The following is a 24,654-nucleotide window of genomic DNA, read 5'->3' on the forward strand; positions in this document are numbered from 1 at the left end:
ATATGCACATTCGTCCCTGCCTGTGCCCCTTCGTAAACCCCTCAGGTTCCCGCAAGGCGACAAGTCGACGCCTGAACGATCGCTTCCGGCATATGCCGGACAGGCACAGTGGACCCACGACGCGCGACCGCGCCGGAACACCGGGGCCATCCGACCGAGAGGGGACGGAACGGCAGGTCCCGGCGTTGCGGCGCGGCCCGTGGTCAGGCCGGCTTCGCGTAGTTGCCGAAGCCCGTCCAGTCCACCGCCACGCACGGCTCGTCGCCGAGCACCCACGCGTCGTGCCCCGGGGCCACCTGCATGAAGTCCCCCGGGCCGTACTCGGCGCCCTCGCCGTCGTCCATCACGACCTGCATCCGGCCGCTGACCACGTACCCGGTGTGCGCCGACTGGCAGCTGTCCGTGCCCGCCAGCGGCTTGATGTGCTCCGACCACTTCCAGCCCGGCTCGAACACCGCGCGCCCGACCGGCCCGCCGTCCGTCTGGATCAGGTCCAGCCTGCCCTTGCCGTCGGCGAAGGGCCGCGTCTCGTCCGCGCTGTCGAAGTTCCTGCGCACCATTGCGGCCATGGCGGACCGCCTTCCGGAGAGCACCCCGAGCCGACCCCGAGTCCACTCCTCACTCTACGCCCGCCCCCGCTCCCGCTCAGCCCCGCAGGGACCGCCCGAAACCCGAGGCCAGCGGCATCCGCAGGCCCAGCGGCGGCGGCGCCGCCAGCGCGTCCACGACCGGCCGCGAGTACCGGCCCGAGAGCATCGCGCCGAGTACGAAGTCCACCGCCAGAGCCACCACTTCCGAACGGTGCTCCCGCAGCCCGTGGCCGTCCGAGTGCACCTCGAACCGGCAAGTAGAACGATTCGCCTTCTTCGCGCGGGCCGCCAGCCGGAAGGAGGACTCCGGGTCGCTGCGCGCGTCGTTCGTGCCGTGCACGAACAGCACCTGCCGCCCCGCGAGCTGCTTCACCGGTTCAGGGGAGCCCGCGTCCGCGCCCTCCGTTAAGCAAGGGGCCATCGCCACGACCGAGTTGACGGCCCCGTGCCCCGCCGCCAGCAGCGCCGCCCGGCCGCCCGCGCCGAAGCCGGCCAGGCACACCGGGACGTCCCCGTAGAGCCTGACCACCTCGTCCGCCGCCCACCCGGCGGCCTCCTCCCGGGGCCCCGCCCCGTGCGCCACCACGTGCGCCACCAGCCCCTGCGCCCCGCCCGCCCGGGCCAGCGCCCGCGCGAGCGGGCGTACCGGACCGGGGGCGAATCTGGAGGCTCCGGGAAGCAGGAGCACCACACCACTGACCGTCGAGACCGAGCCGTTCGCGCCGGCCGCCCGCCCCAGGCGGGCCCCGCGCGCCGGCGGCGCATGCTGTGCCATGGCGGAACAGTCTCAGACTGACAGGTGTACGCCACCCGTCCGTACGGTCTCTGTTACATATCGACCCCCGCCGCCGACGCGCTGCTCTACGCGCGTAGGAGTAGAGTGCCGGGATGACGAGCGAGACCCCCAACCTGCCCACCCCGGACCAGATCCGCCGCTCCCCGAAGGTGCTGCTGCACGACCACCTCGACGGAGGGCTGCGCCCGGGGACCATCATCGAGCTGGCGGCCGAGGTCGGCTACGACAAGCTCCCCGAGACCGACGCCGACAAGCTGGGCGTCTGGTTCCGCGACGCCGCCGACTCCGGCTCCCTCCCGCGCTACCTGGAGACGTTCGCGCACACCTGCGCCGTCATGCAGACGAAGGAGGCCCTCTTCCGGGTCGCCGCCGAGTGCGCCGAGGACCTGGCCGAGGACGGCGTCGTCTACGCCGAGATCCGCTACGCCCCCGAGCAGCACCTCGAAGCCGGCCTGACCCTCGAAGAGGTCGTCGAGGCCGTCAACGACGGCTTCCGCGAGGGCGAGCGCCGCGCCAGGGCCAACGGCCACCGCATCCGCGTCGGCGCCCTGCTGACCGCCATGCGCCACGCGGCCCGCGCGCTGGAGATCGCGGAGCTGGCCAACCGCTACCGCGACAACGGCGTGGTCGGCTTCGACATCGCCGGCGCCGAGGCCGGGTTCCCTCCCACCCGCCACCTCGACGCCTTCGAGTACCTCAAGCGCGAGAACAACCACTTCACCATCCACGCGGGCGAGGCATTCGGCCTCCCGTCGATCTGGCAGGCCCTGCAGTGGTGCGGCGCCGACCGCCTCGGCCACGGCGTGAAGATCATCGACGACATCGAGGTCGCCGAGGACGGTTCCGTGAAGCTGGGCCGCCTGGCCTCGTACGTGCGGGACAAGCGCATCCCCCTGGAGATGTGCCCGACCTCGAACCTGCAGACCGCCGCGGCCGCCTCGTACGCCGAACACCCGATCGGCCTGCTGCGCAAGCTGCACTTCCGGCTGACGGTCAACACCGACAACCGGCTGATGAGCGGCACCAGCATGAGCCGCGAGTTCGAGCACCTGGTCGACACCTTCGGCTACTCGCTCGACGACATGCAGTGGTTCACCGTCAATGCGATGAAGTCCGCGTTCATTCCTTTCGATGAACGACTCGCGATGATCAACGACGTGATCAAGCCGGGCTACGCGGAGCTGAAGTCCGAATGGCTGTTCCGGCAGACCGCTTCCACCAGCGGAACTGTCTCGGCCTAGGCCACGGAATGACCCACGGAAAGCGTCCGGGAGGTTCAACTCCCGGACGCTTTCTCGTATTTACGGATGTTTGCGGGACGGGGTTTGAAGTGGCTAGTTTGCGGAGCCGCTCAGTTCCCCGTCGCAAGGACGATTTTTCATGAAGCAGTCTGCTGCCAAGTCCCTCGGTGTCGCTGTGATTGGTGCCGCCCTCGCCGCGGGCGCCGCCGGCACCGCCTCCGCCTCGGCGCTCCCCGCCGCCAGCCTGACGGACACCCTCGGCTCCCTGACCAGCGCCACCAGCTCCCTCACCGACCAGACGCAGCAGGGTGCGCAGGAGGGCGAGGCCGCCGACGCCGCCGCCCCCGTCACCGGCCTGCTCGGCGGCCTCGCCCCGGTGGCCGCCCCGCTCGGCGCCCTCGGCTGACACCGGCCCCGGAAATCGCACGCACGCGCCCGCGGCGCACACCCCTTCGAGGAGGTGTGCGCCGCGTCGCGCGGTGTGCCACGATCACCACCAACTGCCCGCCGACGCACGGGGTATGAGGTTCGGTCATGCGCATCACGGCACGATTCACGGCGCCCGCGACGAGGTTCGCGCTGCTCCCCGCCCTGCTCCTCGGAGCGGTCGCCTGCGGCAGCGGTACGGAGACCTCCGCGCCCGGGAAGACCCCCGACCCCAAGGGCTCCGCCGCCGCCCGCCCGTCGGGCGCACCCGGCGCCCCGGCGGCCCCCGCCGCGCCCAAGGCCAAGGACGCGAGCCTGGAGCGGGCCGCCCTCGTCCAGGGCGACCTCGCCGGCTACCAGATCTCCGCGCAGGGCAAGAACCCGAACGCCCCCGACGGCCAGCCGCAGGCCGACAAGAAGACCTGTCAGCCGCTCGCCGACATCATGGGCGACAAGCCCGACCCGGCCGCCCACGAGACGGTCAACCGCGGCATCGGCTCCCAGAAGCAGGTGGGCCTCGCCGTCTCCGCCTCCGTCAGCTCCTACGCGGAGGCCGAGGCCAAGCGGGTCGTCGCCCGGCTGCGCGAGGCCGTCGCGGCCTGCGGTACGGGCTTCACCGCCACCGTCGAGAAGCAGACCGGCCGCTACCGGGAGGTGAAGGCCGTCCCGTACCGGACGGCGGGCGACGAGACGGTCAGCTGGACCACCACCGCCACCGCCGAGGGCGTCTCCGCGCCGGTCCACCTGGTCGTCGTACGCCAGGGCGACCGGGTCGTGCGGCTGATGGCCCTGAACGTGGCCGCCGCGGACCCGAAGGCGCTGGTCCCGCAGGAGATCGCCGACAAGCAGCTGGAGAAGGTCAAGAAGGCGGGCTGAGCCCGGGCTGAGCCGGGACGGAGCCACGCCGGAGCCCGGGGCCCTACCAGGCGGTCTGCGCCGAGCCCGCGCCGGCCTTCTCGTTCGGGAGCAGCAGCCACAGCGCCAGGTAGATGAGGAACTGCGGTCCGGGCAGCAGGCACGAGGCCACGAAGATGATCCGCATCGTGCGGGCCTTGATACCGAAACGCCGTGCGAGCCCGGCGCAGACGCCGCCGATCATCCGTCCGTCACGGGGGCGGGTAATCGCGCTCATTTTCTTCTCCTTCGTATGGGGATCGCGCTCCGGGACCATTCCCTTCCGCGATGCCTCAATACTCGCGCGGTACCGCCGAAAGGACCTCGGTCCAGGGTCCGATGCCGACCCTGGTAATTCTCGGGGTGGGCCCCTGAGACGCGTGCGTGCGGCGCAGCCGCCTGCGCAGCACCGGCACGACGGCCAGGTGGACGATCATCACGCCGGCGGTGTTCAGCAGCAGCGCGTCCACGTCCAGCACCCGGCCCGGGACGGCGGTCTGCAGCATCTCGATGCCGAGGGAGATCAGTACGGCCGCGGCCGCCGTCCGGACCAGCGAGGACCAGGCCGCCAGCGGCCCCGGCGCCAGCCGGCCCCCGGCCAGCGGCAGCAGCACCCCCAGCGGGGCCAGCAGCGCCAGTCCCTCGCCGATCCGCCGCGCCGCCTCCAGCGGGCCGTAGGCGAGGTCCGCCCGGATCCCCTCCAGCGGGGTCAGGTTCGCGGCCGCCGCCCAGGGGACGTCCAGGGGGCTCAGCGTCAGCCATCCCACGAGCAGCAGGTGCGCGGCCAGCAGGGCCCCGCTCAGGAGCCGGGACCGGACCGGGAGCTTTGTGGCGGTGGCGGCGCTGCCGCTGCCCTCATGACGGTGCACACCTGCGAGGACGCACCCCCCGGCGGCACCGGTTCCGGTACTCGGGTCCGTTACGCAGCGGTTACGCCGGCTCAGCGGACCCCCCCGACCACCGGACGCCCCGGCAGCCCGCCCCGGCCGACCCGGCGACCGGAGCCTTCCGCAACGCAGCCGACCCCGCCGACCCGGCGACCGGCGTCCCCGCAACGCGGCCGCCCCCGCCAGCCCGGCGACCGAAGCCTTCCGCAACGCAGCCGACCCCGCCGACCCGGCGACCGGAGCCCCCCGCACCGCAGCCGACCCCGCCGACACGGCGACCGGAGTGCCCTGCACCGCAGCCCGCCCGCACGTCCCGCCCGGAAGCCCGCCCGGCAGGGCGCGGGCCCCGTCAGCCCGTCGCCAGCAGCACGGCCAGCAGTACCGCGCCCGCCACCGCCGGCGCGATGATCTCGTACGCCCACCGCACCCGGACCCCGCCCTGCGCGCCCGGCCGGCCGGCCCCGCGCTCGGCGAGCTCGCGCAGCTCCTCCACCGCCCGGTCGGCGGCGGCCCGCGGCGGCGCGGCCGACTCCGCCCCGGCGTCCTCGGCCGCCAGGCCCTTGCCGCGCAGCGCCTCCCGGCGGCTGAACTGCCGGCCGGCCTTCTTCCGCTCGCGCAGCGACACCGGCACCGACCACAGCTGGTACTTCGACCCCTCCGCCAGCACCTCCGCCGAGTAACCGGCCCGCACCGCGTCCACGGCGGCCCAGGGCAGCTCGATGCTCCGGAAGGGGTTGCGGACCCGCATCCGGTCGTCGTTGGCGAAGACGGCCGGGCGCAGGGTGAACGCCACGATCAGCGGGACGGTGAGCAGCGCGACCGCGATGCCGATCCAGCGCGCGCTCCCCCCGCCCCGCACGACGGCGTCCCCGCACAGCCAGGCGACGAGCGCGAGCAGCAGCACCCCGGAGACGACGGCCATGGGAGAGCGGTAGACGCGGTCGGCGTAGACCGGCTCGTGGGGGGAGGGCGTAGTCATGCGGCCGATTCTGCCCCATGGCCCGCCGGGAGGTACGGGCGAGCGGGGCCGGAGGCTCCGATGACGGATCTCACGCCCATATGTGCACCGAGGGGGGTGACAGGCGCTACGCGCGTAGATATGCTCATCTGGTGACCATGCCCACCACCCTCACCGCATTCGCTGACGTGACGACGTCCGACAGCGCGCTGCGCCGCTTCCTGCACGGGCTGCCCGGCGTAGACGCAGTCGGCCTGGAGGCCCGCGCGGCCTCGCTCGGCACCCGCTCGATCAAGACGACGGCCAAGGCGTACGCCATCGACCTGGCCATCTCGATGATCGACCTGACCACGCTTGAGGGTGCGGACACCCCGGGCAAGGTCCGGTCGCTCTCCGCCAAGGCCGTCAACCCCGACCCGACCGACCGGACGACGCCCATGACCGCCGCGGTCTGCGTCTACCCCGACATGGTGGCCACCGCCAAGGCCGCGCTGAACGGCGCCGACGTCAAGGTCGCCTCCGTCGCCACCGCCTTCCCGGCGGGCCGCGCCGCCCTGCCGGTCAAGCTGGCCGACACCCGGGACGCCGTCGCCGCCGGCGCCGACGAGATCGACATGGTCATCGACCGTGGTGCCTTCCTCGCCGGCCGCTACCTGGAGACGTACGAGCTGATCAAGGCCGTGAAGGAGGCGTGCGTCCGCCCCGACGGTTCCGCCGCCCGCCTCAAGGTCATCTTCGAGACCGGCGAGCTGTCGACGTACGACAACATCCGCCGCGCCTCCTGGATCGGCATGCTCGCCGGCGCCGACTTCATCAAGACCTCCACCGGCAAGGTCGGCGTCAACGCCACCCCCGCCAACACCCTGCTCATGCTCGAAGCCGTACGCGACTTCAAGGAGCAGACTGGAATCCAGATCGGCGTGAAGCCGGCCGGCGGCATCCGCACCACCAAGGACGCCATCAAGTTCCTGGTCCTGGTCAACGAGACCGCGGGCGAGGACTGGCTGACCAACGAGTGGTTCCGCTTCGGCGCCTCCAGCCTGCTGAACGACCTGCTCATGCAGCGCCAGAAGCTGAGCACCGGGCGTTACTCCGGTCCCGACTACGTGACGGTGGACTGATCACCATGGCATCCCTCTTCGAGTACGCACCGGCACCCGAGTCCCGCTCGGTCGTCGACATCGCCCCCTCCTACGGGCTCTTCATCGACGGCGAGTTCACCGACGCCGCCGACGGCAAGGTCTTCAAGACCGTCAGCCCCTCCAGCGAGGAAGTGCTGGCCGAGGTCGCCCAGGCCGGTGCCGCCGACGTCGACCGCGCCGTCAAGGCCGCCCGCCGCGCCTTCGAGAAGTGGTCCGCGCTGCCCGGCTCCGAGCGCGCCAAGTACCTCTTCCGCATCGCCCGGATCATCCAGGAGCGCAGCCGCGAGCTCGCCGTCCTGGAGACCCTGGACAACGGCAAGCCGATCAAGGAGACCCGCGACGCGGACCTCCCCCTGGTCGCCGCGCACTTCTTCTACTACGCGGGCTGGGCCGACAAGCTCGACCACGCCGGCTACGGCGCGAACCCCCGCCCCCTCGGCGTGGCCGGCCAGGTCATCCCGTGGAACTTCCCGCTGCTGATGCTCGCGTGGAAGATCGCCCCGGCGCTCGCCACCGGCAACACCGTCGTCCTCAAGCCGGCCGAGACCACCCCCCTCTCGGCACTGTTCTTCGCGGACATCTGCCGCCAGGCCGGCCTGCCCAAGGGCGTCGTCAACATCATCCCCGGCTACGGGGACGCCGGCGCCGAACTCGTCGCCCACCCCGACGTCAACAAGGTCGCCTTCACCGGCTCCACCGCCGTCGGCAAGGCCATCGCCCGCCAGATCGCCGGCACCGACAAGAAGGTCACCCTGGAGCTGGGCGGCAAGGGCGCCAACATCGTCTTCGACGACGCCCCCATCGACCAGGCCGTCGAGGGCATCGTCAACGGCATCTTCTTCAACCAGGGCCAGGTCTGCTGCGCGGGCTCCCGCCTCCTGGTCCAGGAGTCGATCCACGACGAGCTGCTCGACTCCCTCAAGCGCCGCCTCTCCACGCTGCGCCTGGGCGACCCGCTCGACAAGAACACCGACATCGGCGCCATCAACTCCGCCGAGCAGCTCGCCCGGATCACCGCCCTCGCCGACACCGGCGAGGCCGAGGGCGCCGAGCGCTGGTCCCCGGCCTGCGAGCTGCCGTCCGCCGGCTACTGGTTCGCCCCGACGCTCTTCACGAACGTCACCCAGGCGCACACCGTCGCCCGCGACGAGATCTTCGGCCCGGTCCTGTCCGTGCTGACGTTCCGCACCCCCGACGAGGCCGTCGCCAAGGCCAACAACAGCCAGTACGGCCTGTCCGCCGGTATCTGGACGGAGAAGGGCTCCCGCATCCTCGCGGTCGCGGGCAAGCTCCGCGCGGGTGTGGTGTGGGCCAACACGTTCAACAAGTTCGACCCGACCTCGCCCTTCGGCGGCTACAAGGAGTCGGGCTTCGGCCGCGAGGGCGGCCGCCACGGCCTGGAGGGCTACCTCGATGTCTGAGTCTTCTGCGACCCGTCTGGGCGTCTTCAAGACCTACAAGCTGTACGTCGGGGGCAAGTTCCCCCGCTCCGAGAGCGGCCGGGTGTACGAGGTGAGCGACTCCAAGGGCAACTGGCTGGCCAACGCCCCGCTGTCCTCCCGCAAGGACGCCCGGGACGCGGTCGTCGCGGCCCGCAAGGCCTTCGGCGGCTGGGCCGGCGCCACCGCCTACAACCGCGGCCAGATCCTCTACCGCATCGCCGAGATGCTGGAGGGCCGCCGCGAGCAGTTCGTCCGCGAGGTCGGCGAGGCCGAGGGCCTGTCCAAGTCGAAGGCCGCCGCCGTCGTCGACGCGGCCATCGACCGCTGGGTCTGGTACGCCGGCTGGACCGACAAGATCGGCCAGGTCGTGGGCGGGGCCAACCCCGTCGCGGGCCCGTTCTTCAACCTCTCCACCCCGGAGCCGACCGGCGTCGTCACCGTCGTCGCCCCGCAGCAGTCGTCGTTCCTGGGCCTCGTCTCGGTGATCGCCCCGGTCATCGCCACGGGCAACACGGCCGTCGTCATCGCCAGCGAGAAGGCCCCGCTCCCCGCCCTCTCCCTGGGCGAGGTACTGGCCACCTCCGACCTGCCCGGCGGCGTCGTCAACATCCTCTCCGGCAAGGCCGCCGAGATGGGCCCCCACCTGGCGGCCCACCAGGACGTCAACGCCATCGACCTGGCGGGCGCCGACGCGGCCCTCGCCAAGGAGCTGGAGATCGCCGCGGCGGACAACCTCAAGCGCGTCCTGCGTCCACAGCCTGTGGACGACTGGACCGCCGACCCCGGCACCCACCGCATGACGGCCTTCCTGGAGACCAAGACCGTCTGGCACCCGACGGGCTCCCTGGGCTCGGGCGGCTCCTCCTACTAGAACCGCCCCCGCGAGACCGGCCCTGGCAGCAAACCCCCGTGCTGCCAGGGCCTTCACGCGTGCGCCCTACTGCTTCGGCAGGACCGGCCCCAGCAGCGAGCCGACCGCCGCCATCGGCAGCTCCTTCACCGACGGCCCCTGCGTCAGGATCCCCGTCACCATCGTCGTGCCCACCGCCGGGAAGTCCGCGACCTTCGTCGCCACCCCGTTGTCCAGCGGGTCCACCCCCGTCTTGGCGAGCGGGTTCACCTTCAGGTCCCCGAGCGGATTGGCGATCCCGGCCACCGCCGCGTTCAGATCGGTCTCGGCCGCCTGGAGGTGGGTCTGCGAGGCCTGGGCCCCGCCCGCCGCCATCGCCAGGGCCGCCCCGGCCATGGACAGGCTCAGACCGGCGGCGCGGAGCCGGTGCGGAGAGGGTTCGGATGCTGCGTGACGTGCCATGGTTCCCGCCTGTGGTCGTAGTCGCGTGCGCACACACAGTAGTGGAGGCGGCCTCCCGGATTCCAACCCGCCGTGTGAGACCGGTCGCAGGGCCTGTCGGCAGTGTGTTGATACGCCGGGTAATGCCTCACACTGGTCTCCCGTGAGCTGTTCATCTCCCCTTCCCACGCGCGTCGTGCTGCTGACCGGTCCCTCGGGTTCCGGCAAGTCCTCGCTCGCGGCCCGGTCGGGCCTCCCCGTACTGCGCCTGGACGACTTCTACAAAGAGGCGACGGACCCCACCCTCCCGCTGGTCGAAGGCAGCTCCGACATCGACTGGGACTCCCCGCTCTCCTGGGACGCCGACACCGCCGTCGCCGCCATCGCGGAACTCTGCGCCGCCGGCCGCACCGAAGTCCCCGTCTACTCCATCGCCTCGTCCTCCCGGACCGGCACCGAGACCCTCGACATCGACCGCACCCCGCTGTTCATCGCCGAGGGCATCTTCGCCGCCGACATCGCGGCCCGCTGCCAGGAACTGGGCCTGCTCGCCGACGCCATCTGCCTGCGCGGCCGCCCCTCCACCACCTTCCGCCGCCGCTTCCTGCGCGACCTGCGCGAAGGCCGCAAGTCCGTGCCCTTCCTGCTGCGCCGCGGCTACCGCCTCATGCGCGCCGAACGCGGCATCGTCGCCCGCCACGTCGCACTCGGCGCCCACGCCTGCGCCCGCGACGAAGCCCTCGGCCGGCTCGCGGCCGCGGCCGCAGGACGCCACCGCACCCCCACCGCCCTCTGACCGGCGCCACGACCACCCGTACAAAGTGAAAAGGCGGGATCACGCGGACCCCCGGCCGCTTGATCCCGCCTCTTCTCCCCCTGCGGCCCCCGCCCCACCCCCGTAGGACGGGCCCCCTGGCCCCATGGTCCTTCCGGTTACGCGACGAGTTCCCCGAAGGACTCCGCCTCGTCACGCCCGAAGCTCAGCACCTCGTCCTCCCGCAGCCGGCGCAGCGAGCGCCAGATGCTCGACTTCACGGTGCCCACGCTGATGCCCAGGATCTCCGCGATCTCCGGGTCCGTACGGCCCTCGTAGTACCGCAGCACCAGCATCGTCCGCTGCGGCTCCGGAATCCGGGCCAGCGCCTGCCACAGCACCGCGCGCAGCTCCGTACCCCGCATCGCGTCCGCGTCCGACGCCGTCTCCGGCAGCTCCTCCGTCGGGTACTCGTTCAGCTTCCGCCGACGCCAGGCACTGATGTGCAGGTTCGTCATCGTGCGGCGCAGGTACCCGCCCACCGCCGCCTTGTCACTGATCCGGTCCCAGGCGCGGTACGTGGAGAACAGCGCGCTCTGCAACAGGTCCTCGGCCTCGTGGCGGTCGCCGGTGAGGTGGAAGGCCGTCGCGTACAGCGCCGCCCGCCGCTCCTGCACGTACGCCGTGAACTCCGCCTCCGAGGAGGAGGACACCTCCGGCGCCGTGCGCTGCGCGGGAACCGCCTGGTACTGCTTCGCGTCAATGGCTGTGACGTGTGCCGGCCGCTGACGGGCGACCGTCACCGTACGGACACCCGCCCGGCGGTTCACATCGTGCAGCCGCGTGACAACCGCGCTGGTCGTGGTGCTGTGCAGCGTGTTCATCTCGCGCCCCCCGTCGTGGAGTCTGCTTCGGTCCGTCGTGTCGATGAGAAAAGACTGCCCGGCCGGTATAACCAGGGTGTCCGCCGACTGTCACAGGCCTGTCACAGCCACCCGTGCGCCAGACCGTGGCCCGAATGCGTCCCCCGCGATTGCCACCGTCCCAGCGGTCGAACTGCGGACGGCCGATGGGACAGAATGAGCCCGTGCCCTTCCTGTTGCTGATCGAGGACGACGACGCCATCCGCACGGCCCTCGAACTCTCCCTGACCCGCCAGGGCCACCGAGTGGCCACCGCGGCGACGGGCGAGGACGGCCTGAAACTGCTGCGCGAGCAGCGGCCGGACCTGATCGTGCTCGACGTCATGCTGCCCGGGATCGACGGCTTCGAGGTGTGCCGGCGCATCCGCCGCACCGACCAGCTGCCGATCATCCTGCTCACCGCGCGCAGCGACGACATCGATGTCGTCGTCGGCCTGGAGTCCGGAGCCGACGACTACGTCGTCAAGCCCGTCCAGGGACGCGTGCTCGACGCGCGCATCCGCGCCGTACTGCGCCGCGGCGAACGCGAGGCGAGCGACTCCGCCACGTTCGGGACCCTGGTCATCGACCGGGCCGCCATGACCGTGACGAAGAACGGCGAGGACCTCCAGCTCACCCCCACCGAGCTGCGCCTCCTCCTGGAACTCAGCCGCCGCCCCGGCCAGGCCCTCTCCCGCCAGCAGCTGCTGCGGCTGGTGTGGGAGCACGACTACCTCGGCGACTCGCGGCTCGTCGACGCCTGCGTCCAGCGGCTGCGCGCCAAGGTCGAGGAAGTGCCCTCCTCACCCACGCTGATCCGTACCGTCCGGGGTGTCGGCTACCGGCTGGACTCCCCGCAGTGACCAAGGCCCTGTTCGCGGGCCGGCGCTGGACCAGCCTGCGGCTGCGCCTGCTCGTCGTGTTCGCCCTCGTCGCGCTCGTCGCCGCGGTCTCCGCGTCCGGCATCGCGTACTGGCTCAACCGCGAGGCCGTGCTCACCCGTACCCAGGACGCGGCCCTCGGCGACTTCCGCCAGGAGATGCAGAACCGGGCCGCGGCGCTCCCCGCCGACCCGACGCCCGAGGAGATACAGCGCACCGCCGAACTCATGGCGGGCAGCAGCCCCGGGTACAGCGTGCTCCTCGTCCACGAACGCAAGGACGGCCGCAAGGTCATCGGCGCCGCCGGCGCGGTCCCCTTCGGGCTGAACGACGTACCGAAGTCCCTCCAGTACGCCGTCAACGACCGGCAGAAGACCACCGCCGCCAACGACGCCGAGTACCACATGTACTGGCAGCGCACGAAGCCCCAGGGCAACCCGTACCTCGTCGGCGGCACCCGCATCGTCGGCGGCGGCCCCACCGGCTACATGTACAAGTCCCTCGCCACCGAACGCGACGACCTCAACGCGCTGGGCTGGTCGCTGACCATCGCCACCGGCCTCGCGCTGCTCGGGTCCGCGCTGCTCGCGCAGGGCGCCGCACGGACCGTCCTCAAGCCCGTACAGCGCCTCGGCGACGCGGCACGCAGGCTCGGCGAGGGCGAACTCGACCACCGGCTCGACGTGTCGGGGACGGACGAACTCGCCGACCTGTCGAGGACCTTCAACCGGACGGCGGAGGCGCTGGAGAAGAAGGTCGCCGACATGAGCGCCCGCGAGGAGGCCAGCCGGCGCTTCGTCGCCGACATGAGCCACGAGCTGCGCACCCCGCTGACGGCACTGACGGCGGTCGCCGAGGTGCTGGAGGAGGAGGTCGAGGACCTCGACCCGATGATCGCCCCGGCGGTGGGCCTGGTGGTGAGCGAGACGCGCCGGCTCAACGACCTCGTGGAGAACCTGATGGAGGTCACCCGCTTCGACGCGGGAACGGCCCGGCTGGTCCTCGACGACGTCAACGTCGCCGACCAGGTCACCGCATGCATCGACGCCCGCGCCTGGCTCGACGCCGTCGAACTCGACGCCGGCCGCGGGATCGTGGCCCGCCTCGACCCGCGCCGCCTCGACGTCATCCTCGCCAACCTCATCGGCAACGCCCTCAAGCACGGCGGCTCGCCGGTGCGGGTGTCGGTGTGCGTCGAGGGGGAGTGGCTGGTCATCGCGGTCAGGGACAACGGCCCGGGCATCCCGGAGGAAGTGCTGCCGCACGTCTTCGACCGCTTCTACAAGGCGAGCGCCTCCCGGCCCAAGTCGGACGGCAGCGGGCTCGGCCTGTCGATCGCGATGGAGAACGCCCACATCCACGGCGGTGACATCACCGCCGCGAACGGGCCCGAAGGCGGGGCCGTGTTCACACTGCGGCTCCCGATGGACGTGGGGGCGGTGATCGCCGGTGGCGGCGTGGAAGCGTAGGACTGCGGCGCTGGTGATGGGGGCCCTGGCGTTGTCCGGATGCGGCATCCGGGCCACGACCGTCCCGGTCGACGTGGGCGCGGCCCCGTCCCGGGTGTCGTGCGAGACCGCCGGGCAGCCGGCGGGCCAGAGCGGCGTACAGGGCTTCCGGGCCACGGTGGAACTGGTCTGCGGATCGCAGCTGGTCGGCGTGGAACGGATCGTCCCCGTACCCGAGAAGCGCGCCTCGCGGGAGCCCGTCGTACTGGTCGCGCAGGCGCTGCTGGAGGAACTGGAACGCAGCCCGTCGGCGGAGGAACGCGACGGCGGCTTCACCACCAGCGTCCCCGACCAGCTGGCCGCCTCCCCGGCCCGCCCCGGCGACCCGGCGGGAACGCTGCGCCTCAGCCGCAAGCCGGAGGACCTGCCGCCGGTGGCGCTGGCCCAGATCGTCTGCACCCTCTCGGCGAGCGACGCCGTCTCGGCCGGCCCGGGCCCGGTGGTCCTCGGCGGCCCGAACGCCGACCCGCCGCGCGCCTGGGAGTGCACGGACGAGGTCCGCTCCCGCCCGGAGTCGGTCCCGACGCTGGGCGACTTGGCAAGCCCGACCCCGACGCCGTCGGGGTCGCCGTCGGGGTCGCCGTCGCCGTCGCCGTCGGGGACGTAGGGGGCGTCGTACGGGGCTTGCGGCGCGGGCCCGCTATCTCCCCCTCGAGGGGTGGGGGCGGGGCGGCGTTTGCCCACCCGCCCCCTTGGGTGCGGGGCGGGGGCCGGGGGCGGTATCCCCTTGCCCCGTCTCAGAGAAGTCTGGGGGCTTCCCGTCAGTCCCATCGTCCTTCCGGTTCGGGCCGGTCCCTCAAGGGCGCTCCTTCGTCGCGTCACTTCGTGATCGCCTTCGGCGACCCTTGACCGACCGACCCGAACCGGAAAGCCGAAAGACTGCCGGGAAACCCCCAAAGAAACGGCACGGTCCAGAGGAGCAGGGACGGGCGTCTCAGGGACCAGGCGCGGTGCCGGGGGCCGGCCCGCCGGGCATCCGGGCCCCCAAGAGTCGAGATTCCGGGCCGGGGGCGCGGCTACCCGCACGAGAGGCCGATCAGAGCAACCCAGGAAGCCCCCAGACGCGCCAGATCGCTACGCGCTCCTCTCGTCTCAGCGTCCGGCGACCGCCTTGGGCTGATACCCGCACGAGAGGGCGAACAGAGCAGCCACAGGAGCCGGTGGGCGCGACGGATCGCTACGCGCTTCTCTGATCTCGGCGTCCGGCCGCCGTCTGCAGCTGATCTCGACGGCGGGCGGTGTCAGCGATGGGCGTGCGGAGGGGAGAAGTCGTTGAGGCTTCTGAAGTACGTCAAGCCGGGGCGGTCGGCGAGTTGCGTCTCGCCGGTGATGGTGAATCCTGTGCGGGTCAGCACGGTTCGGGACGCCGTGTTGTCGAGCGTGGTGGCGGCCCGCAGGGTGGCCAAGCCGTAGCTGCGGGCCGCGAGGGCGCACACTTCCCGCACTGCTGCCGTGGCGATACCCCTGCCTGCGGCCCGCTCCGCAATCCGGTAACCGAGTTCGGCCTCCCCTTGCGTCACATCGATCAGGTTGACCCGCGCCAGCACCTCGCCGGCAGGATTCAGCAGGACGTGGAAGAAGCAGACGCCGGCCTCCTGCTCGGCCAGCAGGTCACAGTGCCGCTGGTCGAAACTGGCGAAGTACTCCTCGCCTCGGTCAGGGACGGACGCAGCGAAGTAGGCCCGGTTCTCCCGTTCGAAGGCGAGGAGCGCGGCAGCGTGATCCGGACGCAGCAATTGCAGCTCAACCATGGACCGGACGTTATGCAACCTGCTCGTCCTTCCGCTACGCGGATACAGCAGGCGACGACCATGCCGCACCGTGGCCCTATCCCATGGTGGGTGAGTTTGTAGATGCCCAGGGGCGCAAAGAGGTCGACGCGGACGGGGTTGTTCTGCTGGGCACAAGGCACGCAGAGCAGGTCCCGCCGGGTGGTGTGGGTGGTGGTGCGGGCAGCTTGGACGGGGTTTCGCCAGCAGGCCTCACAGGCCACGACGTCGGTCGATGGTCGTGAACTCTGTGGAGATCACCGCTCGCCGGCCAAGATGGGATGCGCGCACAGCTGGTTGTGGAGCACGCTGCACGGCGATGTAGGCGGACTGGACATACCTCTCCTCAAGGCTTGGAGGCGGGGATGGCCGCCTCGACGTTGGAGACGGCCGTGGTGAACTCACGGCCCGTGGAGTTGCGGATGTAGGCGAGCTCCATCCAGCGCTCGATGTCGGTGTCGGAGACGTTCTCGTTGATCGCCGTCATCAGCACGCCCTCGGTACCGGACGCGATGTCGCGGACACGACGGCGCAGCAGGTGGTGGGGGACGTACTCGTAGCACTCACTCATACATGTCCTCCTCCAGGGAATCGACGAAGCGTTCCCACCCAGCGCGCGCTCGGGCGAGAAGCGCCGGGCTGGGTGCGGAACCCCCCTTCGTCTCCGGCCAAGAGGCGCCAAGACGACTACCGCCCTGAGGCTCTGCGCTGGCTGTGTTCTTCTCTGCTGCGTTCAAGACGACCTCATGTCGCTACGCTGAGTGGTTTGCTTGTCACTGCGCACACGAGCGTAGGTACGGCGCCGTGCCGGTCGAAGTGACCGTTGGTACGGGTACTTGGCGAAGAATCCGAGGGCGGGGAGGTGCTGTGGTCAGCAAGGGGTGCTCCACCCTGACCACCAGTCGGGGGAGCCGACGGCCCAGCCGTCTCGGCACGGTCTCGGGGTATGTCTTCCGGGTCATCCGAGAGCAGCTCGGCCACACGCAGGAGAGTCTCGCGGAGGCCTTTCACCTCTCGACGGACGCCATCGCGGGATGGGAGTCCGGCAGACGCCCGCTCACGGCTCTCTCCGTCGGCCAGATGCTCGGACACCGTCACCGACTCATGCGCATGGGGGCTCCGGCAGTCCTGGTCACCGCCTTGGAGAAGGCGATGGAGGCAGACGTGCTCCTGCTGAGCGCTCTCGAAGGGGACGAGTCGCCGAGCCCTCTCGGCTCGTGGGTCATGCAACGCGACCTTGTGGAGGTCCTGGCCTGGCCACTCAACGACCAAGCCCCGGAGTCGATGCGTGCGCTGCCGCCGTCGAGTCGTTCCCGACGTGGCCCGGTGCCAAGCGGACCCGAGTTGGCTGTGGCAGAACGTACCCAGTTCTTCCAGTACCTGCGCACGACTGCCGAAGAAGCCCGTGATCCTGATCAGTTCCTGCTGCGCCGACAAGCCCTGTACCTTGCGGGCTACGACCAGGCAGCAGACACCGTGGACTGGCTGAGGCAGCAGCAGAAGGCAGAGCGGCCCGACGACTGGCTCACCCGTTGGCTCACTGCTCGTTCCGTGGCCGCCGTTGCGGCCCGTCAGGGCGATCGAGAGCGTATGGGGCACTTCATCTCCACCACGCTCGATGGCGACGACCTGGGCGAAACTGCCAACCTCAACTACTGGGCTTACTGGATCGGAGAGGCAGCACACCCCCAGCTGCCCGACGATTTCATCGTGGAAACCGATGCCACCTCATGGCAAGGACACAAGCTCTTCCAGCACTTGGTGAATGGGCTCAGGCCACAACACGGCTACTTCGACCTGAACGTGCACACCCTCTGGGCACTCCTGGCAGCCCGTCCCAGCCTCCTCAAGACGGCCACTTCCACTACCCGAAAACTGCGGGCCCGAATGCCCGTGCTGTTGGATGGCACCCAGCCCTCGACCGGAGCGCGTCGGGAGCTTGAAGGCATTCGGTACGCGATCCGCCTCGCTGAGGCGTGAGAAGGAGACAGACGTGGCTGACGACCTGTCCGCGGTGGCCCATTTCCTCTACGAAGCCGGAACGCTCAAGAACGCACGCCGCACGGGCTGGTGGATGGCCGGCGTCAACAACCCCGAGAGCGTGGCCGAGCACTCCTGGCGCACGTCCCTGATCGCCTCCGTCATTGCCAAGCTGGAGGGTGCCGACCCCGCTCGCGCAGCCTTCCTCGCCACGTGGCACGACACCCAGGAAACCCGCAGCGGCGACGTGAACCACCTGGGCAAGAAGTACTCCTCCTCCGCCGATCCTGCCGCGATCACAGCCGACCAGACGGCCGGCATGCCCGACCTCCTCGCCGCGACCATCCAGGACCTCGTAGCGGAGTACGAGGCCAAGGAGACACCCGAATCGATCTGCGCCCGGGACGCCGACAAGCTGGAATGCATGCTCCAAGGCATCGAGTACAAGGCCCAGGGCTACGCGGACGCACAACGCTGGATCGACAACAGCCGCGGCCGACTGACCACCGAATCCGCCCAGCGCCTCGCTGACGAACTACTCGCCCAAGGCACCCTGGACTGGCTCCGCGCAGCCATGGGGGAGCAACCCTGACCGCTTTGACGGTCTGATCAGCCCCGGACGGCCGTCAGCCGCCCAGATGGGAGAACCGCGTAGCGATCTGTCGCGTCCACCGGCTCCTGTGGCTGCTCTGTTCGCCCTCTCGTGCGGGTATCAGCCCAGGGCGGTCGCCGGACGCTGAGATCCGAGGAGCGCGTAGCGATCTGTCGCGCCTGGGGGCTCCGCAGGGCGGTCTGTTCGCTTTCTCGTGCGGGTAGCCGCGCCCCCGGCCCCGGATCTCGACTCTTGGGGGCCGGATGCCCGGCGGGCCGGCCCCCGGCACCGCGCCTCATCGCTGAGAGACCCGTCCCTCTCGCATCGACCGTGCCGTTTCTTTGGGGGTTTCCCGGCAGTCTTTCGGCTTTCCGGTTCGGGTCGGTCGGTCAAGGGTCGCCGAAGGCGATCACGAAGTGACGCGACGAAGGAGCGCCCTTGAGGGACCGGCCCGAACCGGAAGGACGATGGGACTGACGGGAAGCCCCCAGACTTCTCTGATCCGGTCCAGGGGGATACCGCTCCCCGGCCCCACCGGCCCGCACCCGGGGAGGCGGGTGGGCAAACGCCGCCCCGCCCCCACCCCTCGAGGGGGAGATAGCGGGCCCGCGCCCCGCGCCCCGCGCCGCAGGCGTCGTGCACACGCGCCGACGGCCCCCTCAGCCTGGGCTGAGGGGGCCGTCACCGGGCGGAGTCAGGGGTCAGAGGCCCATGGCCGCCGCGAGGTCCTTCTTCACCGCGTCCAGGATCTCCTGGCCCCGGGTGCGGGCGCTCGCGAGGTCGGAGGCTTCGGCCACCGGGACGACCACCTCCAGGTAGCACTTGAGCTTGGGCTCCGTGCCGGAGGGGCGGCAGATGACGCGGGCCTTGTAGTCGCCGTCCAGGTAGTAGCGCAGGCCGTCCGTGGGCGGGAGGGCGGCCGAGCCGATCGACAGGTCCTCCGCCGAGACCACCCGCAGGCCCGCCAGGGAGGCCGGGGGTTCGGCCCGCAGCTGGGCCATGGCGTTGGCGATGACCGTCAGGTCCGAGACGCGGACCGACAGCTGGTCGGTGTGGTGCAGGCCGTGGGCCATCGCCAGGTCGTCCAGGAGGTCGGTCAGGGTGCGGCCCTGCTCCTTGAGCGTGGAGGCGAGCTCGGCGACCAGCAGGGCGGCGGTGATGCCGTCCTTGTCGCGGACGCCCTCGGGGTCCACGCAGTAGCCGAGGGCTTCCTCGTAGCCGTAGCGCAGGCCGTCGACGCGGGCGATCCACTTGAAGCCCGTCAGGGTCTCCTCGTAGCCGACGCCGGCCGCTTCCGCGATCCGGCCGAGCAGGGAGGAGGAGACGATGGATTCCGCGAAGACGCCCTGGGCGCCCTTGTGGACCAGGTGGGCGGCGAGCAGCGCGCCGACTTCGTCGCCGCGCAGCATGCGCCAGCCGCCGTTGTCCGGGACGGCGACCGCGCAGCGGTCGGCGTCGGGGTCGTTGGCGATGACGATGTCGGGCTGGACCTCGGCGGCCTTCGCGAAGGCCAGGTCCATGGCGCCCGGCTCCTCCGGGTTCGGGAACGCGACCGTCGGGAAGGCCGGGTCGGGCTCGGCCTGCTCGGCGACGAGCACCGGCTCGGGGAAGCCGTGGCGGGCGAAGGCGGCGAGGACGACGTCCTTGCCGACGCCGTGCATGGCGGTGTAGACGGTCCGCACGCCCCGGGGGGAACCGGGGGTCAGGACGGCGTCCGTACGGGTCAGGTACGCCTCCAGGACCTCCTCGTCGAGCTGCAGCCAGCCGTCCGCGGGCTGCGGTACGTCGGCCAGCGCGCCGACGGCCGCGATCTGCGCCGCGATCTCGGTGTCCGCGGGGGACACGATCTGCGAGCCGTCGCCGAGGTAGACCTTGTAGCCGTTGTCCCGGGGCGGGTTGTGGCTGGCGGTCACCTCGACGCCGGCGACGGCGCCGAGGTGCCTTATGGCGTACGCGAGGACGGGCGTCGGCAGCGGCCGGGGCAGGACGGCCGCGCGCAGTCCGGCGCCGGTCATCACGGCGGCGGTGTCGCGGGCGAAGTCCGCCGACTTGTAGCGGGCGTCGTAGCCGACGACGACGAGGCCGCCGTCGTGGCCCTGGGCCTTCAGGTAGGCCGCGAGGCCCGCCGCGGCGCGGATGACCACGGAGCGGTTCATCCGCATCGGGCCGGCGCCGATCTCACCGCGCAGTCCGGCGGTGCCGAACTGGAGCGTGCCGGAGAAGCGGTCCGCGAGCTCGGCCGTGTCGTTCGCGTCGATCAGGGCCGCGAGCTCCGCCGCCGTCTCCGGGTCCGGGTCCTCGGCCAGCCAGGTCCGGGCCCGGGTGAGGAGGTCGTCCTGTTCCTGCACTGCTTCCGCCTTACCTCTCGTACGTCGTCGGTGTCGGTCGCCGATGTCGATCGTCGGGTGTCGATCGTGTCGATCAGATGCGGTCGAGGACCTGCGTGAGCAGCGTGCCCATGCGGGCGGCGGAGTCGCGGCCGGCCTGGAGGACCTCTTCGTGGTTCAGCGGCTCGCCGGACAGGCCCGCGGCCAGGTTGGTGACCAGGGAGATGCCGAGGACCTCGGCGCCGGCCTCGCGGGCGGCGATGGCTTCCAGCACGGTGGACATGCCGACCAGGTCGGCGCCCATGACGCGGATCATGTTGATCTCGGCCGGGGTCTCGTAGTGCGGGCCGGGGAACTGGACGTAGACGCCCTCTTCGAGGGTCTCGTCGATCTCCTTGCACATCGCGCGCAGGCGCGGCGAGTACAGGTCGGTGAGGTCGACGAAGTTCGCGCCGACGATCGGCGAGGTGGCCGTCAGGTTGAGGTGGTCGCTGATCAGGACGGGCTGGCCGGGCTTCATGCCCTCGCGGAGGCCGCCGCAGCCGTTGGTGAGGACGACGGTCTTGCAGCCGGCGGCGACGGCGGTGCGCACGCCGTGGGCGACGGCGGCGACGCCGCGGCCCTCGTAGAAGTGGGTCCGGCCGAGGAAGACCAGGGCGCGCTTGTCGCCGATCTTGTACGAGCGGATCTTGCCGCCGTGGCCCTCGACGGCGGCGGGCGGGAAGCCGGGCAGCTCGGTGACGAGGAACTCGGACTCGGGGGCGCCGAGCGCCTCTGCGGCGGGGGCCCAGCCGGAGCCCATGACGAGGGCGACATCGTGGGATTCGACGCCGGTGAGCTCGCGGAGGCGGGCGGCGGCGGCGTCGGCGGCGGCGAAGGGGTCGGTAACAGATGCGTTCACGCAGACGAGCGTAGCCGCTTATCGCCTACGCGCGTAGATGGCGCAGCTCACGGTGTTCGGATCGTTGCCTTGTCGTTTCCGCCGAATCGTCCCCCTCCGCCCGTCTCCCCGCCCGCGCGGGCGGGCCCCGGCGCGGGTCAGCAGGGGCGCTTGCGCAGTTCCATGACGTAGTCGTGCGGCGCACCGGCGGACTCGGCGGCGTCCGCGATCTCGCCCAGGTAGCGCGCCGACGGCAGGCCGCCCTCGTAGCCGTTGAGGACGTAGCACCAGGCCGCCTCCTCGCCGTCCAGGGTGTGGACGCGGATCCGCATGCGGCGGTAGATGTCGAGGCCGACACCCTCCCAGCGGTCCATGGAGTCCTCGTCGAGCGGGGCGATGTCGTACAGCGCGACGAAGACCTGCTGGCGGGGGGCCTCCACGATGGTGGCGAGGGCGCCCTCCCAGCCCATCTGCTCGCCGCCGAAGGTCAGCCGCCAGTCGTTGATCCAGCCCGTGCCGCGCAGCGGGGAATGGGGAGCGCGGCGCGTCATCAGCCGCGGGTCGAGGTTGCCGGCGTACGCGGCGTAGAGCGACATGTGGTCGAGGGTACGGGAGGCTCGCCCCGGCACGCGTGTCCGGATGGTGCGAGCACCTTGATGCGTGCGGGACAATGGGGCACGGAATGCATCCCCCGGGGAGAACCCCCGGACCACCGGCCGGGGCGGCAGCCGGCCGGGTAGAGCGTGAGGCGGACTTTTCGTGACCCGGATCGTGATCATCGGCGGCGGACCCGGCGGGTATGAGGCAGCCCTGGTGGGGGCCCAGCTCGGCGCGGAGGTGACCGTCGTCGACTGCGACGGTCTGGGCGGGGCGTCGGTGCTGACCGACTGCGTGCCCTCGAAGACCCTCATCGCGACCGCAGAGGTCATGACGACCTTCGACTCCTCGTACGAGGAGCTCGGGATCGTCGTCGCGGACGACACCCCGCACATCGAGCAGGCGGCGCGCGTCGTCGGCGTGGACCTCGGCAAGGTGAACCGGCGCGTGAAGCGCCTCGCGCTGGCCCAGTCCCACGACATCACCGCGTCCGTGACCCGGGCCGGCGCCCGCGTCATGCGCGGCCGCGGCAAGCTCGGCGGCCCGCAGGGCATCGACGGCACGCGGGACGTCATCGTCACCGCCGCCGACGGCACGGAGACGATCCTCACCGCCGACGCCGTGCTGATCGCCACGGGCGGCACCCCCCGCGAGATCCCGGACGCGATGCCCGACGGGGAGCGGATCCTGAACTGGACCCAGGTCTACGACCTGGAGGAGCTCCCCGAGGAGCTGATCGTGGTCGGCTCCGGTGTGACCGGTGCCGAGTTCGCCGGCGCGTACCAGGCGCTGGGCTCGCGGGTGACCCTGGTGTCCTCGCGCGACCGCGTGCTGCCCGGCGAGGACCCGGACGCGGCCGCCGTCCTGGAGGACGTCTTCCGCCGCCGCGGCATGAACGTCATCGGCCGTTCGCGCGCCGAGTCCGCCAAGCGGGTCGGCGACCGGGTCGAGGTCACCCTCTCCGACGGCCGCGTGATCACGGGCACCCACTGCCTGATGGCGGTCGGCGCGATCCCGAACACCAAGGACATGAACCTGGAGGAGTCCGGGGTCCGGCTCAAGGAGTCCGGGCACATCTGGACCGACAAGGTGTCGCGCACGTCCTCGCCGGGCGTGTACGCGGCCGGTGACGTGACGGGCGTGTTCGCGCTCGCGTCCGTGGCCGCCATGCAGGGCCGCATCGCGATGTACCACTTCCTCGGCGACGCGGTGGCCCCGCTGAACCTGAAGACGGTCTCCTCGAACGTCTTCACCGACCCCGAGATCGCCACCGTCGGCTACACCCAGGCCGACGTGGACGCCGGCAAGATCGACGCCCGTGTGGTGAAGCTGCCGCTGCTGCGCAACCCGCGCGCCAAGATGCAGGGCATCCGGGACGGCTTCGTGAAGATGTTCTGCCGTCCGGGCACCGGGATCGTGGTGGGCGGTGTCGTCGTCTCGCCGCGCGCGAGCGAGCTGATCCACCCCATCTCGATCGCCGTCGACAACAACCTGACCGTCGAGCAGATCGCAAACGCGTTCACCGTGTACCCCTCGCTGTCCGGTTCGATCGCCGAAGTGGCCCGCCAGTTGCACACCCGCAAGGCGGGCGGCGAGGCGTAGCGGTCCCTGTCCTGCGGCCCAACCGCCCCTGCCCGTACGCGGGTTGGGGCGGGGGTCGAGGTGGTGCGGGGGTGCGTGGTGGCGGGGGTCGGCGGCGGGCCCGCCGCGTATACCACCTGCCGGGCCGCCGTATGGACAACTTCGGTATTCCGGCGCAAAGAGCTGAAAGCAGACGGTCGTTGGCGTTACTGTCAGTTTCGTGTTCGCTGCTGAACGTCGCCAATTGATCCTCGAAATGGTGCGGGCCAACGGTGCGGTATCGCTCCGGGAGCTCGCCCGTGTCGTCCAGACCTCCGAAGTGACCGTACGGCGGGACGTGCGGGCACTGGAGGCAGAAGGACTCCTCGACCGCCGGCACGGCGGTGCGGTCTTGCCGGGCGGTTTCACGCGGGAGTCCGGCTTTCCGCAAAAGTCCCATCTCGCCACGGCGGAGAAGACCGCCATCGCCGATGTCGCGGCCGGCCTCGTCGAAGAAGGCGAGGCCGTCGTCGTCGGCGCGGGTACCACGACCCAGGAGCTGGCCCGCCGGCTCGCGCGGGTACCCGGTCTGACCGTCGTCACCAACTCGCTGCTCGTCGCCCAGGCGCTGGCGCACGCCAACCGGGTGGAGGTGGTGATGACCGGCGGCACGCTGCGCGGCTCGAACTACGCCCTCGTGGGCAGCGGCGCCGAGCAGTCCCTGCAGGGGCTGCGGGTCTCCCGGGCCTTCCTGTCCGGCAGCGGCCTGACCGCCGAGCGCGGGCTCTCCACCTCCAACATGCTCTCCGCGAGCGTGGACCGGGCGCTGGTGCAGGCCGCGGCGGAGGTCGTCGTACTGGCCGACCACACCAAGCTCGGCACGGACACGATGTTCCAGACCGTGCCGACCGACGTGATGACGCGGCTGGTGACGGACGAGCCCCCGCAGCACGACGAACGGGCCGCGACGGAGCTCCAGGCGCTGGCCGACCAGGGTGTGCAGATCACCGTGGCGGGGTCGGCGCCGGTGGCCGGGGGCCACGGGGGTGCCGGGGACGGGATGCCGGGGCGCAGGCCGCGCCGGGAGTCCCCGCTGCCGGTCCAGCGGCGCGGCGGGCCGACCGCGCAGCTGCGGAGCGCTCCCGCGTCGCTGCTGGAGCAGCAGGCGGGGGAGCGGGCGCGGGTCGCGGACATGAGGCGCCGTTAGCCGATCCGGTGCCCCGGATCCCTGCGGGGC

The 24,654-nt window shown here is 71.4% G+C and carries 26 protein-coding genes and 1 pseudogene; 15 read left to right on the forward strand and 12 right to left on the reverse strand.

What is annotated here, in order from left to right:
* Window positions 1-203: 203 nt before the first annotated feature.
* Window positions 204-569 carry a cupin domain-containing protein gene (locus SSNG_RS21855; protein ID WP_007266064.1) on the reverse strand — a complete coding sequence of 122 codons (366 nt, stop codon included), beginning with the start codon at window positions 567-569 and terminating at the stop codon, window positions 204-206.
* A 76-nt stretch (window positions 570-645) separates the two neighbouring features.
* Window positions 646-1,365, reverse strand: coding sequence for a hypothetical protein (locus SSNG_RS21860; protein ID WP_007266065.1), 720 nt, complete (start codon window positions 1,363-1,365; stop codon window positions 646-648).
* A gap of 113 nt (window positions 1,366-1,478) precedes the next feature.
* On the opposite strand from SSNG_RS21860, the gene SSNG_RS21865 reads away from it, so the two are divergent.
* The 3 genes from SSNG_RS21865 (at window position 1,479) to SSNG_RS21875 (ending at window position 3,929) form a co-directional block, all read left to right on the forward strand.
* Window positions 1,479-2,627 carry an adenosine deaminase gene (locus SSNG_RS21865; protein ID WP_007266066.1) on the forward strand — a complete coding sequence of 383 codons (1,149 nt, stop codon included), beginning with the start codon at window positions 1,479-1,481 and terminating at the stop codon, window positions 2,625-2,627.
* A 139-nt stretch (window positions 2,628-2,766) separates the two neighbouring features.
* On the forward strand, window positions 2,767-3,033 hold the full coding sequence (locus tag SSNG_RS21870) for a hypothetical protein (protein ID WP_007266067.1): 267 nt from the start codon (window positions 2,767-2,769) through the stop codon (window positions 3,031-3,033).
* A 128-nt stretch (window positions 3,034-3,161) separates the two neighbouring features.
* Window positions 3,162-3,929, forward strand: a complete 768-nt coding sequence (locus SSNG_RS21875) for a hypothetical protein (protein WP_007266068.1) — start codon at window positions 3,162-3,164, stop codon at window positions 3,927-3,929.
* A gap of 43 nt (window positions 3,930-3,972) precedes the next feature.
* On the opposite strand, the gene SSNG_RS21880 is transcribed toward SSNG_RS21875, so the two are convergent.
* From SSNG_RS21880 to SSNG_RS21890, 3 genes are all read right to left on the reverse strand, one after another.
* Window positions 3,973-4,185 carry a PspC domain-containing protein gene (locus SSNG_RS21880; protein WP_007266069.1) on the reverse strand — a complete coding sequence of 71 codons (213 nt, stop codon included), beginning with the start codon at window positions 4,183-4,185 and terminating at the stop codon, window positions 3,973-3,975.
* 55 nt (window positions 4,186-4,240) lie between these two features.
* The gene (locus SSNG_RS21885) at window positions 4,241-4,750 is read right to left on the reverse strand and encodes a VanZ family protein (RefSeq protein WP_050779897.1); all 510 of its coding nucleotides are present in this window, start codon (window positions 4,748-4,750) and stop codon (window positions 4,241-4,243) included.
* Window positions 4,751-5,183: 433 nt separating this feature from the next.
* Complete coding sequence (locus tag SSNG_RS21890) at window positions 5,184-5,813, reverse strand: PH domain-containing protein (RefSeq protein WP_007266071.1); 630 nt, start codon at window positions 5,811-5,813, stop codon at window positions 5,184-5,186.
* 137 nt (window positions 5,814-5,950) lie between these two features.
* Between SSNG_RS21890 and deoC the strand changes: the two genes are divergently transcribed.
* Genes deoC through SSNG_RS21905 form a run of 3 tightly spaced genes read left to right on the forward strand, consistent with a single transcriptional unit; the run spans window position 5,951 to window position 9,247 of the window.
* Window positions 5,951-6,913 (forward strand): deoxyribose-phosphate aldolase, encoded by a 963-nt coding sequence (gene deoC, locus SSNG_RS21895; protein WP_128637518.1) that lies wholly within the window; start codon window positions 5,951-5,953, stop codon window positions 6,911-6,913.
* A gap of 5 nt (window positions 6,914-6,918) precedes the next feature.
* Window positions 6,919-8,355 carry an aldehyde dehydrogenase family protein gene (locus SSNG_RS21900; protein ID WP_007266073.1) on the forward strand — a complete coding sequence of 479 codons (1,437 nt, stop codon included), beginning with the start codon at window positions 6,919-6,921 and terminating at the stop codon, window positions 8,353-8,355.
* Window positions 8,348-9,247 (forward strand): aldehyde dehydrogenase family protein, encoded by a 900-nt coding sequence (locus tag SSNG_RS21905; RefSeq protein ID WP_007266074.1) that lies wholly within the window; start codon window positions 8,348-8,350, stop codon window positions 9,245-9,247. Before SSNG_RS21900 ends, SSNG_RS21905 begins: the two co-directional genes overlap by 8 nt.
* A gap of 66 nt (window positions 9,248-9,313) precedes the next feature.
* Here the strand turns inward: SSNG_RS21905 and SSNG_RS21910 are convergent, their stop codons facing one another.
* Entirely contained in the window at window positions 9,314-9,688 is a 375-nt protein-coding gene (locus SSNG_RS21910; RefSeq protein WP_050779697.1) for a hypothetical protein, read from the reverse strand.
* Window positions 9,689-9,830: 142 nt separating this feature from the next.
* On the opposite strand from SSNG_RS21910, the gene SSNG_RS21915 reads away from it, so the two are divergent.
* The gene (locus SSNG_RS21915) at window positions 9,831-10,463 is read left to right on the forward strand and encodes an ATP-binding protein (RefSeq protein ID WP_128637085.1); all 633 of its coding nucleotides are present in this window, start codon (window positions 9,831-9,833) and stop codon (window positions 10,461-10,463) included.
* Window positions 10,464-10,600: 137 nt separating this feature from the next.
* Here SSNG_RS21915 and SSNG_RS21920 read toward each other — a convergent pair whose 3' ends face one another.
* On the reverse strand, window positions 10,601-11,305 hold the full coding sequence (locus SSNG_RS21920) for a SigE family RNA polymerase sigma factor (RefSeq protein ID WP_007266077.1): 705 nt from the start codon (window positions 11,303-11,305) through the stop codon (window positions 10,601-10,603).
* A 203-nt stretch (window positions 11,306-11,508) separates the two neighbouring features.
* Between SSNG_RS21920 and afsQ1 the strand changes: the two genes are divergently transcribed.
* Genes afsQ1 through SSNG_RS21935 form a run of 3 tightly spaced genes read left to right on the forward strand, consistent with a single transcriptional unit; the run spans window position 11,509 to window position 14,319 of the window.
* Complete coding sequence (afsQ1, locus tag SSNG_RS21925) at window positions 11,509-12,186, forward strand: two-component system response regulator AfsQ1 (RefSeq protein WP_007266078.1); 678 nt, start codon at window positions 11,509-11,511, stop codon at window positions 12,184-12,186.
* A complete protein-coding gene (locus tag SSNG_RS21930; protein WP_050779698.1) occupies window positions 12,183-13,673 on the forward strand; it encodes a HAMP domain-containing sensor histidine kinase in 1,491 nt (496 codons plus the stop codon). The genes afsQ1 and SSNG_RS21930 overlap by 4 nt, the downstream gene beginning before the upstream one ends.
* A gap of 16 nt (window positions 13,674-13,689) precedes the next feature.
* The gene (locus SSNG_RS21935) at window positions 13,690-14,319 is read left to right on the forward strand and encodes a hypothetical protein (protein WP_050779699.1); all 630 of its coding nucleotides are present in this window, start codon (window positions 13,690-13,692) and stop codon (window positions 14,317-14,319) included.
* A gap of 634 nt (window positions 14,320-14,953) precedes the next feature.
* Here SSNG_RS21935 and SSNG_RS21940 read toward each other — a convergent pair.
* On the reverse strand, window positions 14,954-15,463 hold the full coding sequence (locus tag SSNG_RS21940; RefSeq protein WP_007266081.1) for a GNAT family N-acetyltransferase: 510 nt from the start codon (window positions 15,461-15,463) through the stop codon (window positions 14,954-14,956).
* 364 nt (window positions 15,464-15,827) lie between these two features.
* The gene (locus SSNG_RS21945; protein WP_007266082.1) at window positions 15,828-16,052 is read right to left on the reverse strand and encodes a hypothetical protein; all 225 of its coding nucleotides are present in this window, start codon (window positions 16,050-16,052) and stop codon (window positions 15,828-15,830) included.
* Between the two features lie 296 nt (window positions 16,053-16,348).
* Here SSNG_RS21945 and SSNG_RS45320 point away from each other — a divergent pair.
* The 3 genes and pseudogenes from SSNG_RS45320 to SSNG_RS21955 form a co-directional block, all read left to right on the forward strand.
* Window positions 16,349-16,531: pseudogene (locus SSNG_RS45320) on the forward strand (helix-turn-helix transcriptional regulator); the annotation flags it as partial.
* A 114-nt stretch (window positions 16,532-16,645) separates the two neighbouring features.
* The gene (locus tag SSNG_RS21950) at window positions 16,646-17,461 is read left to right on the forward strand and encodes a transcriptional regulator (protein ID WP_347232506.1); all 816 of its coding nucleotides are present in this window, start codon (window positions 16,646-16,648) and stop codon (window positions 17,459-17,461) included.
* Between the two features lie 13 nt (window positions 17,462-17,474).
* Window positions 17,475-18,053, forward strand: a complete 579-nt coding sequence (locus SSNG_RS21955) for an HD domain-containing protein (protein WP_007266084.1) — start codon at window positions 17,475-17,477, stop codon at window positions 18,051-18,053.
* Window positions 18,054-18,754: 701 nt separating this feature from the next.
* On the opposite strand, the gene SSNG_RS21960 is transcribed toward SSNG_RS21955, so the two are convergent.
* From SSNG_RS21960 to SSNG_RS21970, 3 genes are all read right to left on the reverse strand, one after another.
* Window positions 18,755-20,401, reverse strand: a complete 1,647-nt coding sequence (locus SSNG_RS21960; RefSeq protein ID WP_007266085.1) for a phospho-sugar mutase — start codon at window positions 20,399-20,401, stop codon at window positions 18,755-18,757.
* A 73-nt stretch (window positions 20,402-20,474) separates the two neighbouring features.
* The gene (locus tag SSNG_RS21965; protein ID WP_007266086.1) at window positions 20,475-21,281 is read right to left on the reverse strand and encodes a purine-nucleoside phosphorylase; all 807 of its coding nucleotides are present in this window, start codon (window positions 21,279-21,281) and stop codon (window positions 20,475-20,477) included.
* Between the two features lie 137 nt (window positions 21,282-21,418).
* Window positions 21,419-21,856: a gamma-glutamylcyclotransferase gene (locus SSNG_RS21970; RefSeq protein ID WP_007266087.1), complete on the reverse strand. Its 438-nt coding sequence runs from the start codon at window positions 21,854-21,856 to the stop codon at window positions 21,419-21,421.
* A 163-nt stretch (window positions 21,857-22,019) separates the two neighbouring features.
* Between SSNG_RS21970 and SSNG_RS21975 the strand changes: the two genes are divergently transcribed.
* Together SSNG_RS21975 and SSNG_RS21980 are read left to right on the forward strand one after the other, a co-directional pair.
* Window positions 22,020-23,459: an NAD(P)H-quinone dehydrogenase gene (locus tag SSNG_RS21975; protein WP_007266088.1), complete on the forward strand. Its 1,440-nt coding sequence runs from the start codon at window positions 22,020-22,022 to the stop codon at window positions 23,457-23,459.
* 199 nt (window positions 23,460-23,658) lie between these two features.
* Window positions 23,659-24,624 carry a DeoR/GlpR family DNA-binding transcription regulator gene (locus tag SSNG_RS21980; RefSeq protein ID WP_125814789.1) on the forward strand — a complete coding sequence of 322 codons (966 nt, stop codon included), beginning with the start codon at window positions 23,659-23,661 and terminating at the stop codon, window positions 24,622-24,624.
* Window positions 24,625-24,654 lie beyond the last annotated feature (30 nt).

Source organism: Streptomyces sp. C (genome assembly GCF_000158895.1).
Lineage (GTDB): Bacteria > Actinomycetota > Actinomycetes > Streptomycetales > Streptomycetaceae > Streptomyces > Streptomyces racemochromogenes.

Coding starts and splice junctions, on each gene's coding strand:
- SSNG_RS21855 (WP_007266064.1), bottom strand. CDS start 569: ATGGCCGCAATGGTGCGCAGGAACTTCGACAGCGCGGACGAGACGCGG.
- SSNG_RS21905 (WP_007266074.1), top strand. CDS start 8,348: ATGTCTGAGTCTTCTGCGACCCGTCTGGGCGTCTTCAAGACCTACAAG.
- SSNG_RS21940 (WP_007266081.1), bottom strand. CDS start 15,463: ATGGTTGAGCTGCAATTGCTGCGTCCGGATCACGCTGCCGCGCTCCTC.
- deoC (WP_128637518.1), top strand. CDS start 5,951: ATGCCCACCACCCTCACCGCATTCGCTGACGTGACGACGTCCGACAGC.
- SSNG_RS21865 (WP_007266066.1), top strand. CDS start 1,479: ATGACGAGCGAGACCCCCAACCTGCCCACCCCGGACCAGATCCGCCGC.
- SSNG_RS21875 (WP_007266068.1), top strand. CDS start 3,162: ATGCGCATCACGGCACGATTCACGGCGCCCGCGACGAGGTTCGCGCTG.
- SSNG_RS21870 (WP_007266067.1), top strand. CDS start 2,767: ATGAAGCAGTCTGCTGCCAAGTCCCTCGGTGTCGCTGTGATTGGTGCC.
- SSNG_RS21900 (WP_007266073.1), top strand. CDS start 6,919: ATGGCATCCCTCTTCGAGTACGCACCGGCACCCGAGTCCCGCTCGGTC.
- SSNG_RS21945 (WP_007266082.1), bottom strand. CDS start 16,052: ATGAGTGAGTGCTACGAGTACGTCCCCCACCACCTGCTGCGCCGTCGT.
- SSNG_RS21935 (WP_050779699.1), top strand. CDS start 13,690: ATGGGGGCCCTGGCGTTGTCCGGATGCGGCATCCGGGCCACGACCGTC.
- SSNG_RS21910 (WP_050779697.1), bottom strand. CDS start 9,688: ATGGCACGTCACGCAGCATCCGAACCCTCTCCGCACCGGCTCCGCGCC.
- SSNG_RS21970 (WP_007266087.1), bottom strand. CDS start 21,856: ATGTCGCTCTACGCCGCGTACGCCGGCAACCTCGACCCGCGGCTGATG.
- SSNG_RS21920 (WP_007266077.1), bottom strand. CDS start 11,305: ATGAACACGCTGCACAGCACCACGACCAGCGCGGTTGTCACGCGGCTG.
- SSNG_RS21860 (WP_007266065.1), bottom strand. CDS start 1,365: ATGGCACAGCATGCGCCGCCGGCGCGCGGGGCCCGCCTGGGGCGGGCG.
- SSNG_RS21890 (WP_007266071.1), bottom strand. CDS start 5,813: ATGACTACGCCCTCCCCCCACGAGCCGGTCTACGCCGACCGCGTCTAC.
- SSNG_RS21880 (WP_007266069.1), bottom strand. CDS start 4,185: ATGAGCGCGATTACCCGCCCCCGTGACGGACGGATGATCGGCGGCGTC.